At 62.3% G+C, this 14,240-nt stretch carries 14 protein-coding genes; 6 read left to right on the forward strand and 8 right to left on the reverse strand.

The genetic code is table 11. The annotated features are described in order from the left end of the window. Nucleotides 1-11: 11 nt before the first annotated feature. The 5 genes from BUS12_RS21315 (at nucleotide 12) to BUS12_RS21335 (ending at nucleotide 4,999) form a co-directional block, all read left to right on the forward strand. Nucleotides 12-1,538, forward strand: a complete 1,527-nt coding sequence (locus BUS12_RS21315) for an amino acid ABC transporter permease/ATP-binding protein (protein WP_074299054.1) — start codon at nucleotides 12-14, stop codon at nucleotides 1,536-1,538. Between the two features lie 8 nt (nucleotides 1,539-1,546). After that, nucleotides 1,547-2,221 (forward strand): GntR family transcriptional regulator, encoded by a 675-nt coding sequence (locus tag BUS12_RS21320; RefSeq protein ID WP_074299056.1) that lies wholly within the window; start codon nucleotides 1,547-1,549, stop codon nucleotides 2,219-2,221. Between the two features lie 112 nt (nucleotides 2,222-2,333). Further along, a complete protein-coding gene (locus tag BUS12_RS21325) occupies nucleotides 2,334-3,188 on the forward strand; it encodes an urea carboxylase-associated family protein (RefSeq protein ID WP_074299059.1) in 855 nt (284 codons plus the stop codon). Between the two features lie 174 nt (nucleotides 3,189-3,362). Beyond that, complete coding sequence (locus tag BUS12_RS21330; RefSeq protein ID WP_074299061.1) at nucleotides 3,363-3,734, forward strand: YciI family protein; 372 nt, start codon at nucleotides 3,363-3,365, stop codon at nucleotides 3,732-3,734. Then, nucleotides 3,731-4,999, forward strand: coding sequence for an RNA polymerase sigma factor (locus BUS12_RS21335; protein WP_074299063.1), 1,269 nt, complete (start codon nucleotides 3,731-3,733; stop codon nucleotides 4,997-4,999). Before BUS12_RS21330 ends, BUS12_RS21335 begins: the two co-directional genes overlap by 4 nt. Here BUS12_RS21335 and BUS12_RS21340 read toward each other — a convergent pair. Further along, a complete protein-coding gene (locus BUS12_RS21340) occupies nucleotides 4,996-5,541 on the reverse strand; it encodes a hypothetical protein (protein WP_074299065.1) in 546 nt (181 codons plus the stop codon). The two genes, BUS12_RS21335 and BUS12_RS21340, sit on opposite strands and share 4 nt — an antisense overlap. A 113-nt stretch (nucleotides 5,542-5,654) precedes the next feature. Here BUS12_RS21340 and BUS12_RS21345 point away from each other — a divergent pair, with 113 nt between their 5' ends. Then, nucleotides 5,655-6,578 (forward strand): LysR substrate-binding domain-containing protein, encoded by a 924-nt coding sequence (locus BUS12_RS21345; protein WP_074299067.1) that lies wholly within the window; start codon nucleotides 5,655-5,657, stop codon nucleotides 6,576-6,578. Between the two features lie 15 nt (nucleotides 6,579-6,593). On the opposite strand, the gene BUS12_RS21350 is transcribed toward BUS12_RS21345, so the two are convergent. The 7 genes from BUS12_RS21350 to iolG form a co-directional block, all read right to left on the reverse strand. Then, the gene (locus BUS12_RS21350) at nucleotides 6,594-7,655 is read right to left on the reverse strand and encodes a maleylacetate reductase (RefSeq protein ID WP_074299069.1); all 1,062 of its coding nucleotides are present in this window, start codon (nucleotides 7,653-7,655) and stop codon (nucleotides 6,594-6,596) included. 23 nt (nucleotides 7,656-7,678) lie between these two features. Then, nucleotides 7,679-7,975, reverse strand: coding sequence for a Dabb family protein (locus BUS12_RS21355; protein WP_074299071.1), 297 nt, complete (start codon nucleotides 7,973-7,975; stop codon nucleotides 7,679-7,681). A 118-nt stretch (nucleotides 7,976-8,093) separates the two neighbouring features. Beyond that, the gene (gene mmsB / locus BUS12_RS21360) at nucleotides 8,094-9,302 is read right to left on the reverse strand and encodes a multiple monosaccharide ABC transporter permease (protein WP_074299073.1); all 1,209 of its coding nucleotides are present in this window, start codon (nucleotides 9,300-9,302) and stop codon (nucleotides 8,094-8,096) included. Between the two features lies 1 nt (nucleotide 9,303). Continuing rightward, a complete protein-coding gene (mmsA, locus tag BUS12_RS21365) occupies nucleotides 9,304-10,833 on the reverse strand; it encodes a multiple monosaccharide ABC transporter ATP-binding protein (RefSeq protein ID WP_074299076.1) in 1,530 nt (509 codons plus the stop codon). A gap of 92 nt (nucleotides 10,834-10,925) precedes the next feature. Next, nucleotides 10,926-11,996, reverse strand: a complete 1,071-nt coding sequence (gene chvE, locus BUS12_RS21370) for a multiple monosaccharide ABC transporter substrate-binding protein (RefSeq protein WP_143788537.1) — start codon at nucleotides 11,994-11,996, stop codon at nucleotides 10,926-10,928. Between the two features lie 96 nt (nucleotides 11,997-12,092). Further along, a complete protein-coding gene (locus tag BUS12_RS21375; RefSeq protein WP_074299080.1) occupies nucleotides 12,093-13,181 on the reverse strand; it encodes a Gfo/Idh/MocA family protein in 1,089 nt (362 codons plus the stop codon). Between the two features lie 31 nt (nucleotides 13,182-13,212). Then, nucleotides 13,213-14,205 carry an inositol 2-dehydrogenase gene (gene iolG, locus BUS12_RS21380; RefSeq protein ID WP_074299082.1) on the reverse strand — a complete coding sequence of 331 codons (993 nt, stop codon included), beginning with the start codon at nucleotides 14,203-14,205 and terminating at the stop codon, nucleotides 13,213-13,215. Nucleotides 14,206-14,240 lie beyond the last annotated feature (35 nt).

Raw genomic sequence — 14,240 nt, forward strand, 5'->3', positions numbered from 1 at the left:
AGGGAAAGCATATGGTATTCGACTGGCACTACACGGCGTCATTGTTGTTGGACGCCGCTTTCTGGAAAGCGACCTGGCTCGTGGTCGAATTGAGCGCCGCGACCTGGCTGATCGGCATTGTGGCGGGCTTCGCACTTGCGCTCGGCAAGCAGTCCACCTTCATGCCGCTACGCGTGGCGTGCAGCACCTACATCTGGCTCTTTCGCAGCCTGCCGCTGCTGGTGCTGCTGATCTTTGTCTATAACCTGCCGCAGGTCCTGCCGTGGACGGGCGGTCTGTTGTCCGAGCCGTTCTGGGCGGGCCTGCTGGCGCTGTCGATCAGCGAAGCGGCCTACATCGCCGAAATCCATCGCGGCGGCCTGCTGTCGATTCACAAGGGCCAGCTCGAAGCAGGCAAGGCGCTCGGCATCCGCTTCGTCGGCCTGCAACGGCTGATCGTGCTGCCGCAGGCATTTCGCGTCGCGCTGCCGGCGCTCATCAATGAGTACATTACGATCGTCAAGCTGACCTCGCTGGTGTCGGTCATTTCGCTGGCGGAAATCCTGCTGATTGGCGAACGCCTGTACACGCAGAACTTCAAGGTGCTTGAGACGATGCTGGCCGTCTCGTTCTACTATGTGCTGATCGTTACCGTATTCGGCCATGCGTTGAAGATGCTCGAGAAGCACCTGGATGTCACGCGCCGCACGCAGGCCAGAGTCGCAGCCATTCCGATGGAAGCACCGAGCCCCCTGCCGGCTGCGAAGGACCTTCGCACGACGCGGACCAGCAGCGCGGTGCGTGCGCTGGAAGCCATCGGCATCTGCAAAAGCTACGGTGATCATGAGGTGCTCAAGGGGATCGACTTGACCGTGCGCGCAGGCGAAGTGGTATCGATCATTGGCCCGTCAGGCTCCGGCAAGACCTCGTTGATCCGCACGCTGAACGGCCTCGAGGCCCTCGACGACGGCGAAGTCCGCCTGCACGGCGCGGCGTTCCTGTGGCCGGCACGCGGCAGGCATGGCAAGGTACCGCACGCGCAGTACATGCGCGGCATCCTCGATATCGGCATGGTGTTTCAGAGCTTCAATCTGTTCCCGCACCAGACGGTGCTGCAGAATGTGACGCTTGCGCCGCGCTATCACGGGCGCCGCAACGGGGTCGCGTTCGAAGAGGCCGGCACGCGGTTACTGGCGAAGGTCGGTATGGCCGCCCATGCGCACAAGTATCCGCATCAGCTTTCCGGCGGCCAGCAGCAGCGCGTGGCAATTGCACGGGCACTGGCGATGCAGCCGTCGATTGTATTGTTCGACGAACCGACCTCGGCGCTCGATCCCGAACTGGTCAACGAGGTGCTCAAGGTGATCGAGGAACTCGCCCGGGAGGGCATGACCATGATCATCGTCACACACGAAATCAACTTCGCATTCCGCATTTCAGACCGTATCGTGTTCATGGAAGCGGGCACGATCGTCAGCGATGCGCCGCCGCACGAATTGACAGCGCTGGACAAGACCTCGCGGATCGCCAGCTTCCTTAAAGACGTCCACATTGCATAAAACACGGTATGCCTACCACGCACCCGACTATTACGACCCTCACCGGCCAGGAACCCGAGCAATCGGTCACCGACCGGATCCTGTCGACGATCCGCGACGAGATCATTGAAGGCAAATTACCACCGGGCACCGCGCTCGTCGAAAACGACCTCACCCAGACACACGACGTCTCGCGCAACACGCTACGTGAAGCGCTGCGTCTCTTGTGCCGCGAAGGACTCGCAGTGCATTACCGGCATCGCGGTGTGATCGTGCGCACCTTGACGCGCCATGATGTGCGCGACATCTACCGGGTACGGCGCGCGCTCGAACTGCAAGCCCTGTTGCGCGAGGACCCGATCGAAGAAGACGAGATCGCGCCGATGCGCGAGGCCGTCATGCTCGCGCAAGCGGCGGCGGACGCAGGCGACTGGCGCAGCGTCGGCACATACAGTCTGCTGTTTCACCGGCGTATCGTGCAGTTGCTCGGCAGCCCGCTGTTCGACACGTTCTTCACGACGATTCTGGCGCAACTGCGTCTCGTGTTCGCCTCCGCCCCCGACGAGCGACGCTTTCAGCGGCCCTGGATCGCGAAGGATCAGCAGATTCTGCAGTTGATCGCAGACGGCCGCACCACCGAGGCCAGTGCCGCGCTTGCTGACTACCTGAAGCAGTCGGAGCACGCGTTGCTCGATTACCTTTGATTCGCCTCTCCCTCATTCACAACTCAGTCACCGTTTAACGGCCGCTGCACAAACACGCTGACGCGTGTAGCAGGCGCAGTTTGCCCGTCCGTCTTATCAAGGAGTAGCCAGCATGTTGAATTACCCCGCCGCCTATCAGTCCACCCAGGGTTCCGCGCTCGACCCGGACAAAGCGTTCTATGGACGTATCGTCTCCGAACACAACACGCGTACGCTGGTCGAATCGATCGTCGTGCCGATCCGCTCGGGTCAAGCGTGGACCGTACCGGCCGGTCACGTGTTTCGCATCGTCACGATTGAAGGTCCGCAAGTGGCCGACCTGAACATGTGGAACCTGCACAACCCGCGCGAGCGCATGTGGGCATCGCGCACGCGCCAGTTGCAGCAGGCGCACGTCAGCACCTTCGACCGTTTGTGGTCGACGCTGCCTTTCCTGCGTCCCATGGTGACGATCACCGACGACAGCCTCGCCGGTTACGGCGTCGACGAGCATGGCGGCCGCGTTCACGACCTGCTCGGCACGCGTTGCGATCCGTACGTGAACCGCATGCTGACCGGCGAGGATTTCCATTTCCACTGCCACTCGAACCTGACGCGCGCAATCGCTCCGTATGGTTTGACCGAATACGATGTCCATGACGTGCTAAACGTGTTCCAGTGCACCGGGCTGAATCTCGAAGACAAGTACTTCATGAAGGCATGTCCCGCGAAGAAGGGGGACTACCTCGAGTTCTTCGCGGAAATCGACCTGCTGTGCGCGCTGTCGACCTGCCCGGGCGGCGATCTGTCGTTGCCGATGTGGGGGCCGGACGCGCGCGATCCGCTGGAGGTATGCCGTCCGCTCGGCATCGAGATTTACCGGCTCGCTCCGCAGATGCTGGACGGATGGACCTCGCCGGCAGTCGCCGCGTACAAGGGGCAGCACGGGATGACGTTGTCGCAACCGCAGTGGAAGTGTGGGTGTTGAGCATTTCGGGAGTGTTCCTGAAGGGTCAATAAGCAGACAATCGTACTAACTTGGGGATCGTCGCTTCATGGCCGCACTTTTTTCGACGCACCTGTCCGTCAGCATGCGGCCCGAGCGTCATTGTGATGGCGGCTCAAGTCGTTCAGCCGCCCTAACCCCATGACGGAGGCTCACATGCATTACCTTTTGATGATCTATTCGGAAGAAAACGGCTGGAACAAGATGACCGACAGCGAGCGGCAGCAAGGGGTTGCCGCGTATCAGGCCTACACCGAATCGCTGAAAAAAGCCGAGGTGCTGGTAGGCGCCAACCGGCTGCAGCACACGAGTACGGCCACCACGGTGCGGCTCCTCGACGGCAAGCCGCAGGTGCTTGACGGACCGTATTCCGATTCGAAGGAGCAGCTCGCCGGTTACTACCTGATCGACGTGCCCAACCTGGACGCGGCGATCGCGTGGGCGTCGCGCTGTCCCGGCGCGGCGCACGGCCTCATGGAAGTGCGCCCGGTCTGGACTGCCCCGTACGACGCGCCGTCCGTTGCATGAGTCCGTCGGGCGGCGGCCCTGACGCCGGCGCCGCCGCGCATTCGATTGCCGAGGCGGTCGCGCGCCGCAGCTATGGCAAGCTTGTCGCGCTGCTGGCGATGCGCACGCGCGACGTCGCCGCGGCCGAGGACGCGCTCGCCGACGCGTTTGCGGCCGCGCTCGCGGACTGGCCGAAGCGAGGCTGCCCCGCGAATCCCGAAGCGTGGCTGATGACGGTTGCGCGCCGCCGGGCGCTCGACGGCGCGCGTCATCGCCGTGTCGGCGACGAGGTGGTGAACCAGCTCGCGATCCTCGCCGACGAAATCGACGAGCGTGAAGCGGGCCTGTTGCCCGACCGGCGGCTTGCGCTGCTGTTCGCATGCACGCACCCTGCCCTCGAGGCGGCGATTCGCACGCCGTTGATGCTGCAGGTGGTGTTGGGGCTCGAAGCGAAGACGATTGCGTCCGCGTTTCTGATGTCGCCTGCGGCAATGAGCAAGCGCCTCGTGCGGGCGAAGAACAAGATCCGCGAAGCGCGCATTCCGTTCAGCGTACCCGAGCGCGAGGAGTTGCCCGGCCGGCTCGCTGCGGTGCTGGAAGCGGTCTATGCGGCGTATGCGGAAGGGTGGACCGATCCGGTCGGCGGCGACACCGAGCGGCGCGACCTCGCCGGCGAGGCGCTGTTTCTTGCGCACCTGCTCGTCGAACTGCTGCCCGATGAACCGGAGACGCTGGGTCTGCTCGCGCTGATGCTGTATGCGCAGGCGCGGCGCGATGCACGGCGCGATGCGGCCGGCGACTACGTGCCGCTGTCGGCTCAGGACCCGGCGACATGGGATACACCGATGATCGACGCAGCCAACGCGCTGCTGCGGCGCGCGAGCGCATTCAACTCAATCGGACGCTTTCAGCTAGAGGCCGCGCTGCAATCGGCGCATGTCTACCGCTGCCGGACGCGTCGTCCGAACTGGGACGAGATCGTGCAGCTCTACGATGCGCTGCTCGCGATTGCGGCGTCTCCGGTGGTCGCCGTGAACCGCGCGCTTGCGCAGGCGGAACGGGACGGTCCGCAGGCGGCGCTCGACGCGCTCGAGCCGTATGCGGACGATCCGCGGCTGGCCGACTACCAGCCGTACTGGGCCGCGCGTGCCGATCTGCTCGCGCGTGCCGGCGCGACGGCCGAAGCGCTCGGCGCGTACGATCTTGCGATCGGACTCGAGCGCGACCCGGCCGTGCGCCGGTTCCTGCAGCGCAAGCGCGTCGAGCTGTTATCGGCCGGACCCTAGACGGGCGCGTTGCGTTTGCCGCGCGCGGCTGCAGTTCTCGCGAAAGCCCAACCCGCACCGGTCTGAGGACGCACGAGCAAATAGAACGCTACGACGTGCGTGATCATCAGCAAGGGCACGTAGACGATCGGGATCGCGTACGTTGCGCCCAGTTGGCCCGCCACGGCGGGAAGGCCGTCCCGGATCGCGTGGTAATAGTCGGCGCCGAGGTCGATCGTCCCCACGACATTAAAGGCGAACACGAAGAACCAGAACAGCGGACGCATTCTGAAGGTGAGCAGCGCCAGCATCGCCAGCACGCCGGTCAAGAGATCGCCATACGCCGCGAACTGGGCGAAGCCGGCCGGCAGGCCGGGTCCCACGACACCGGGCAGGATGAAGACCAGCCCGAAGAAGCGGAAGCTGTGCAGCGTGGCGATGGCGCGTTGCGCGTCGGCGCGCTCCATCGACTTGAGTCTGGGCAGCACATACGCCGTGAAGCAAAGCAGCCACACGACATAGCCGAGAACGAGCTGTGTGAGGAAGAGGGCTTCGGTTGGCATGGCGGAACTCCGGTCAGGGGTGGGTCGACGCGGGCCTCGCACACCGCGCTCAGGATGAGCCGATATTAGGACTGCTTCCACGGGGCGACTATCCACGATAGTATTGACGGGTCATGAAGCAAAACTTCACAGTCCGGCAAGGCGCGCTCGACGGTGTCGAGGCCTTCCTGAGCGTTGCCCGCCACCGCAGTTTTCGTCGCGCGGCGGCGGAACTCGGGGTGACGCCTTCCGCCATCAGCCAGACGGTACGCATCCTCGAAGAGCGGGTCGGCGCCGCGCTCTTCATCCGCACCACGCGCAGTGTCGGCCTGACCGAAGCCGGCGAACGATTCCTTGCCCGGGCCAAGCCCGCCTTCGAAGAACTCGTCGGTGCAAGCGAGGTCGCGCGTGAACTCGGACAGCGGCCAACCGGACTATTACGCCTCTCGGTGCCGAGCGCCGTCGTGCCAATCGTGCTGGAACCCCTGATCGCCTCCTTCTGCCGCGCCTTTCCCGAGGTCGAGGTTGAGATCGTCGCAAGCGCGGAGTTGGTCGACCTCGCGGCCGAAGGGTTCGACGCCGGCGTCCGGATGGGACAGTTCATCGCGGCCGACATGGTCGCGGTGCGGTTAACGCAGCCGTTCCCGTTTCAGGTTGTTGGCAGCCCTGATTATCTGCGCGGGCGAAACCGGCCGGAGCGCATCGCCGATCTGCGTGACCACGCCTGCCTGCGCATGCGCCGCTCGAATGGGTCGATCGCGCCATGGCCGTTTGTCGACGGCGGCAAGGCCGTTGAAGCCATTGTCTCCGGGCCGCTCATCGCGCACGACTACCCCACCCTGCTCGGCGCGGCGATTCAGGGCGCGGGCCTGGCCCAGGTGCCCGGCCCTCTTGCCGCAGCGCCGCTTGCGGACGGCTGTTTGCAGGCGCTGCTGACACCCTTCGCCGTGACCACGCCAGGGGTTTTTCTATACCACTCGGGCAGACACCAGGTCTTGCCCAAGCTGCGCGCATTCATCGAGCACGTCAAATACCGGGGCGCCGACGCGCCGGCCTGACGGAGCCGCGCGTCATCACGCACGAGGCCGGCTTCCTTCCCATGCGCGTTGCAGCAATGCCCTCAGCGGCACGGCTTCTATTGGGCGCGGATTCCAATACGGATTCGACAGCGCCACCTCGCATGCCCGATCGAGGTCGCTTTCGAGCAGTCCGATCTCACGCAAGCCACGCGGCACACCGAGTTCCCGGCTCAGTTCATATAAACCGTCGGCGGCAAACTCCGCATCCACGGCACGCGCAATGCGCGACATGGACTCCGCCGCGACGACGCTGTTGTAGGCGAGCGCATGGGGAAGAACAATCGCATGCGTCTCGGCATGCGGAAGGTTGAACGTCCCTCCGAGGGTGTGGCAGAGCTTGTGATGAAGCGCCATCCCCACATTGCCGAGAACCGTTCCACAGAGCCACGCGCCGTAGAGACACTCGCTTCGCGCCTTCGGGTCGCTGCTGCTTTTCTTCACGCCACGCAGACCCTTCGAGAGCGCGCGGATTCCCTCTTCAGCCATGAGCGACATGACCGGGTTGCCATCCTTGGCGTACAAGCCTTCAGCCGCATGCGCCATGGCGTTCAGACCGCTCACGAACGAGAAATGAGCCGGTAAGCCCGCCGACAGTTCCGGATCGTAGAGCACCGTCTTCGGCAGAACTCTGGAATCGCGGCCCGTCTGCTTGAGTCCATTTTCCGTGATGCCGTAGATAGGGGTCATTTCCGAACCGGCATAGGTTGTCGGAATGGCGATAATCGGCAGGGACGACTCAAGCGCGATCGCCTTGCCGAGCCCAATCGTCGAACCGCCCCCGACGGCCACCGCACAATCTGCATCGACGGCCTTCGCATGCTCGCGCGCACGCCGGGCGTTTTCGATGGGCACATGCATCTGCGCCCCGTCGAAGACGCCCGCACTCGACGGACCGAGCAACGACGAAACGACCTCTGCCTGGGCACGCTGCTCAGGCGTGCACAGCACCAACGCCCGGCGCGCCCCCAGCGTCTCGACTTCCTGCTGGATGAGCTTCATGCTACCGGCGCCGAACACCACCCGTGAGGCCGGCGTCGTATACGTAAATTCGTACATAAGATTTCCGATGGTTCACCGCTTCAGACGTAATCGACCTGGTGCCGGGCAATGCGGCCGTCGCCGATGATCTGTTTGACGCGCAGATGCTCGGGATGGGACGCGTATGCCTCGAGCGATTCCGGATCCTCGAACTCGGTGTAAAGCACAACGTCGCAGGCGTAATCGACCCCACTCACGTCCATGCCGACCTCGAGCTTCGTCAGTCCCGGGATCTTGCCGATCAGGCTTTCGAAGGCGCGCTTCACCAGTCGCGCCGTTTCTTTCTTCTGCTCGGCGGTCTCACCGCGAACATCCCACATAACGATGTGCTTGATCATGTCGATTCCGTGTTTGCTACTGATGTCCGTGGTCCGTACGAACCCGCCGTTACGGATAGGTCCCGTCAATTGCTGCTTCTCGTACGCACCTTCTACCTGCGCGTCCGGAATCCAACGCTCAAGCCTTGTTCTTGTTGTACACATCAACGAAAACGGCCGCGAGCAACACCACCCCCTTGATCACCTGCTGGTAGTCGACGCCAATGCCCATAATGGACATTCCGTTGTTCATCACGCCCATAATGAACGCGCCCACCACCGCGCCGACCACCTTCCCGACACCGCCGGAAGCCGATGCGCCGCCGATAAAGCATGCCGCGATCACATCGAGCTCAAAGCCCGTTCCCGCTTTCGGAGTTCCGCTGTTCAGGCGGGCCGCGAAGATGAGACCGGCCAGGGCAGCGAGCACACCCATATTCACGAACGTCATAAAGCTGACAGCCGGAACGCTGACCCCGGACAGTCTCGCTGCCTTCGCATTGCCGCCCACGGCGTAGATACGGCGGCCAATGGTGGTGCGGTTCATGATGAACGTGTAGATGCCGATCAGCACACCCATGATGACCAGTACCGTCGGCAAGCCGCGATACGACGCAAGGATGGAGCAGAGAAACACAATCAGGCCGGTGAGGACGACGTTTTTCGCCACGAACATCGAGAACGATCCACTCGCCATGCCGTACCGGGTTGCGCTCGCGCGGTGTCGAAGTTCGATCACAAAGAACAGGACACCTACCAGAATGCCAAGCAGGATGGAGGTGATGTGCAGATTCTGTCCGTGAAAGACATCCGGAATGAAGCCAGAGCTCACTGCGGCGAACTCGTCCGGGAACGGCCCGATCGACTGCCCCTGCAATACGAGGTTGGTAAGACCGCGAAATACCAGCATGCCGGCTAGCGTGACGATGAACGAGGGCATCCGCCAGAACGCGATCCAGTACCCCTGGATCGCGCCAATCAGCGCGCCGGTGACGATACAGATGACGGTGGCCAGCACGTAGTTGACGTTGAACTGGACCATCAGCACCGCGGCGAGCGCGCCCACCAGCCCCGCCGTCGAACCGACCGACAGGTCGATGTGACCGGCCACAATCACCATCAGCATGCCGAGCGCCATGATGACGATGTAACTGTTCTGCAGGACAAGATTCGTCAGGTTCAGCGGCTGCATCAGCACGCCGCTCGTCGACACCTGGAAGAACGCCATGATGACGATGAGCGAAATCAGCAGTCCGTATTCGCTGGCGCCACGCTTGAACGCCCGAACGATTTCGCTCTGTTTGACCACGGCTTCCTGCGGCGCCGCCGGTGAAAGTGCCTTACGCATTTTAGATGTCTCCATTTCGCATGATTGCCCGCATGATCTTCTCCTGCGAGACCTCCTCCGCCGTGAACTCGCCCACAAAGCGGCCTTCGTTCATGACATAAACGCGGTCGCACATACCAAGAAGCTCCGGCATTTCCGAAGAAATCATGACCACGCACTTGCCCGCTTCAACCGCCTGATTAATGATGCTGTAAATCTCGTACTTCGCACCCACGTCGATACCCCGCGTGGGCTCATCCAGAATGAGTACCTCAGGCCCTGAAAAAAGCCACTTGCTCAGCACCACCTTCTGCTGATTGCCGCCGGACAGATTGGCGACAACATGGGTGACCCCCTGGGCACGGATACGCAGCTTCTTCAGAAAATCTGCTGCGACGGTGCTTTCCTCGTGGTCGTTAACCACCCCGAATTTCGACACCCCCCCGAGGTTCGCGAGAGAGATGTTTCGCTGGATGTTGTCGTCGAGCAGCAGGCCGTTTCCTTTACGGTCTTCGGTCACATAGGCCAGCCCTGCCTTGATGGCCTTCCGTACAGACGAAACGTCGGCCGGCTTGCCGTGCATCAGCACGGTTCCGGAAATGTCCTGGCCGTAGGTTTGGCCAAAGACGCTCATGGCGAGCTCGGTCCGTCCCGATCCCATCAGACCGGCGATGCCGACAATTTCGCCCTTTCTTGCCTTGAGATTGACGCCCTTGATGACCGCGCGATCGCGCTGGGTCGGATGCTGGGCCCGCCAGTCCCGGATTTCGAAAATCACCTCGCCGATATTCGGCACGCGCTTCGGATAACGGTCGGACATTTCACGCCCGACCATGGCCTTGATAATGCGGTCCTCGCTCACGCTTTCGGCCTTGCAGTCGAGCGCATCGACCGTCGAACCGTCGCGGATGACCGTGATGCCATCGGCCACGCGCGAGATCTCGTTGAGCTTGTGCGAAATGATGATGGACGTCACACCACGCGCCTTCAGTTCCAGCAGGAGATCGAGCAGCGTGTCGCTGTCCTTTTCGTTGAGACTGGCCGTCGGTTCGTCCAGGATCAACAGACGGACCTCCTTGGACAAGGCCTTGGCGATTTCGACCAACTGTTGCTTGCCGATCCCGAGCGTGCCCACGAGCGTATCGGGAGAGTCGCTCAGACCGACCTTCGCCAGCAGTTCCTTCGCCCTGGACCGGGAGCCTTGCCAGTCGATCACGCCCCGCTTCGACTGTTCGTTACCCAGAAAAATGTTCTCGGTAATCGAGAGCATCGGCACGAGCGCCAGCTCCTGGTGGATGATGATGATGCCGACGTGCTCGCTATCGGAGATATCCGAGAACGCGCGATCTTCACCCTCGTAGACCACATTGCCCTGGAAGGAACCGTGCGGATAGACGCCGCTCAAGATCTTCATCAGCGTCGACTTGCCGGCGCCGTTCTCGCCGCAGATGGCGTGAATCTCGCCTTTTTGGACTTTAAGATTGACGTTATTCAGGGCTTTGACCGCGCCAAAGCTCTTCTGAATGTCGCTCATCTCCAGAATGGTTTCCATTGCCGTATTCCTCGGGTCGATCGCGTACATGACGCGTCTGCGCAGTGCCGGACGTAACCGCCCGCCCGGCACCCGCGAAGCACAGAACCTCGTTACTTCAATTGCGCCTGCGTGTAGTAGCCGCTGGAGACGAGTTCCGACTGGAAGTTGTCCTTGTCGACCAGGACGGGCTTCACCAGATACGTCGGAACGATCTTGGCGCCGTTGTTGTAGCTCTTCGTGTCGTTCACGGGTACCGGCTTGCCGGTCAGCGCGTCGTCCACGATATCGGCCGTGATGCTGGCCAGCTTGCGCGTATCCTTGAACACCGTCGTCGTCTGGTCGCCGCGAATGATGCCCTTGACGTTCTGCAGGTCCGCATCCTGGCCTGTAACGACCGGCATCACCTGTTGAGCTGAGCCGTAACCCACCCCTTTGAGCGAAGAAATCACGCCGATGGCGATGGCGTCATTCGGCGTCCACACTGCATCGAGCCGGTTGTTGCCGTAAAACGCGCTCAGCAGATTGTCCATGCGGGACTGGGCCGTCGCGCCGTCCCAATTGCGGGTGGCGACCTTATCGAATGTCACCTGCTTGCTGCGAACCACGAATTTCCCGCTGTCGATATACGGCTTGAGCACCGACATCCCGCCGGCGTAGACCATATGCGCGTTGTTATCGTCCGACGAGCCGCCGAAGACCTCGATGTTGAACGGCGTCTTGCTGCCCTTCTTCTGCCAGGCGGCAACGATGCTCTGACCTTGCAGGACACCGACGCCGTAGTTGTCGAACGTGGCGTAGTAGTCGACGTTTTTGGTCTGGCTGATCAGGCGGTCGTACGAGATGATCTTGATGCCCTTCTGTTGCGCCAGCGCCAGTGCATCCGAAAAGGTCTTGCCGTCGATCGGCGCAATCACGAGCGCCTTGACGCCCTTGGCCAGCATGTTCTCGACCTGGTTGACCTGAGTCGGCACGTCGTAGTTGGCGTACTGGAGATCGGCGGAATAGCCCTTCGCCTTGAGCGCGTCGACAATGCTCTTGCCATCCGTGATCCACCGCGACTCCGTCTTGTCCGGCAAGGAAATCCCAATGACGCCCTTGTCCTGCGCATAGGCGGGTGCCGACACCGCGGACAAGGCGATCGAGGCGCCCAGAACCACCATAAAATGCTTGATGATGTTCATCATCTGTCTCCTGATTAGGATTACATAATTAGCTTCTGACTCACGTCAGCAGTTCCTGCCGGCAGACCTCCGCAAAGCGGTCTGCCGTTCACCCTTTTATTCGATTACGATCTCTGCGCCGGCCTGCTTCGACGATGCGAACATCGCCTCGATGACGCGGCTGATGTTGTATGCCTGCATGGCTGGCACAACCGACGGCGTACCGTTGCGAAGCGCATCGAAGAAGGCGTGCGATTCGCGGTCGAAGTAAACCGGATTGCCGATTTCAGCAATGTCGGGCGAATACTCGGTTTTCTTCGTGGCCCAGATTTCGGGGAAGCTCGTTTCCTGCCATTCGGTCCATCCTTCCGGATGAGCACCCTTCCCTGCGTCGTAGATCTTGTAGCTCGACGGCAGCGAACGGGACGACATGATGCCTTCGGTGCCATAGGCCGTGATGTCCCAGCTTTCCGTCCAGGGCAGCACGTCCCATGACATGAAGTCGACCACGACGATCTTGTCTTCGTAGTTCAGGACCGCGCCGGCGGCGTCCTCGCGAGATTCGTCGCCGTGGAAGTTCGGAAACTTCGTGATACGGGCATTGACGGAGCGCGGCATGCCGAAATGCAGAAGAATGCGGTCGACGAGGTGGCAGCCAATCACGAAGACCGCCCCGCCGATGTCACCGGGCTGGGTCATGTGCGCCGTTGCCGCTTCGTCGTGCGAACAGCCGCCGTGCGCACGCACCTGAACCACCTTGCCGAGGCGGCCGCTCTTCAGCGCCGCCTGCATGGCGTCGACCGACGGAGCAAAGCGCCAGCAGTACCCAACCTGCACGAGACCGCCCGTCCGCTCGACCGCTTCGACGATCCGCCTCGCATCCGCCGAACTGCGGCCGGCGGGTTTTTCGCACAGCACCGACTTGCCGGCCTCCAGTGCTTCGATGGTCAGGTCGGCCATCTTCTCGCTCTTCGAGTGCACGAGAACGACGTGCACGTTGTCGTCGGCAAGAATGTCGTCTTTCGTGCGCACTTCGAGTCCAAACGCATCCACGAACGGCTCAAGTAGCGGGCTCTTATCCCACGCGCCGAGCATCCTGGCATCGGTACGGCGCTGGATTGCCTTGACCCGCCCCGACGTGTGCGGATGGGTAATGCCGAGGCACGCCACGCCTATCGTTTCATGGGCACCGATCTTTCGCGTCATGTCCTGTCTCCTCCGGGTTACGGGTTAAGCGTTACACCTTGACCGCTTTGCCCGACACCGCGGACTCGAGCGCGCAGTCGGCGAGGCGCAGGGCCTTGAGGCCGTCCTGCACCGAGGTCGGCAAGGGCGAATTCGTGCGCAGTGCCTCGACGAACGCTTCGAGTTCAGCCTTGTAGGCCGCTTCATATCGCTCGAGGAAGAAGTTCAGCAGCGGTTCGCGCACGTCGGTGGCCTCCTTCGTCCAGCGACGGATGGTCGAAGGCCGAAGGTTTTCCTGCAGGAGCATGCCCTTGGAGCCTGAAACCTCCATACGCTGGTCGTAGCCGTATACCGCTTCGCGACAGCAATTGATATGGCATTGCTTGCCCGACGCGGTGCGAAGCTGCACCATGACCGTGTCGAAATCGTCGAGCGCCGCGAGCGATGGGTCGACCAGCCGGCTCGCCATGGCCATCACTTCGACCGGCTCTTCGCCCAGCAGCCAGCGCGCCATGTCGAGATCGTGAATCACCATGTCGCGGAAGATGCCGCCCGAGTGCTCGACGTAATCGCGGGGCGGCATACCCGGATCGCGGCTGGAGATCACCACCTGGCGCACCTCGCCGACATCGCCGGCGTCGATCGCCTTGCGGAAGGCCTGGGACGTCGGATCGAAACGGCGGTTGAAAGCGAGCATGACGCGGCCACCCTGGCGCTCCACTTCGTTTGCCGCGGCGAGCGACTTTTCCATATCCAGGTCGATCGGCTTCTCGCACAGCACAGCCTTGCCCTTCGCCACGGCTTGCAACATGAACGTGATGTGGGTATCCGTCGGCGTACCGATCACCACGGCGTCGATGTCGTTGCGTTCGAGCACGCCTGCGGCGTCGGTCGACGCTTCGCAGCCGAGGCGGCTCGCCAGCGATCCGGCTGCACTTTCAACCGGGTCTGCCACCACGACCAGTTGGGCGTTCGGGTTCGCGGCAACGTTGCCGGCGTGAATGCGACCAATGCGGCCGGCACCGAGTACGGCGATTCGAATCATGTCAGTCTCCAGAAGTACGTTGTGATTTAAGGTCA

It is taken from the genome of Paraburkholderia phenazinium (assembly GCF_900142845.1).
GTDB classification, from domain to species: domain Bacteria; phylum Pseudomonadota; class Gammaproteobacteria; order Burkholderiales; family Burkholderiaceae; genus Paraburkholderia; species Paraburkholderia phenazinium_A.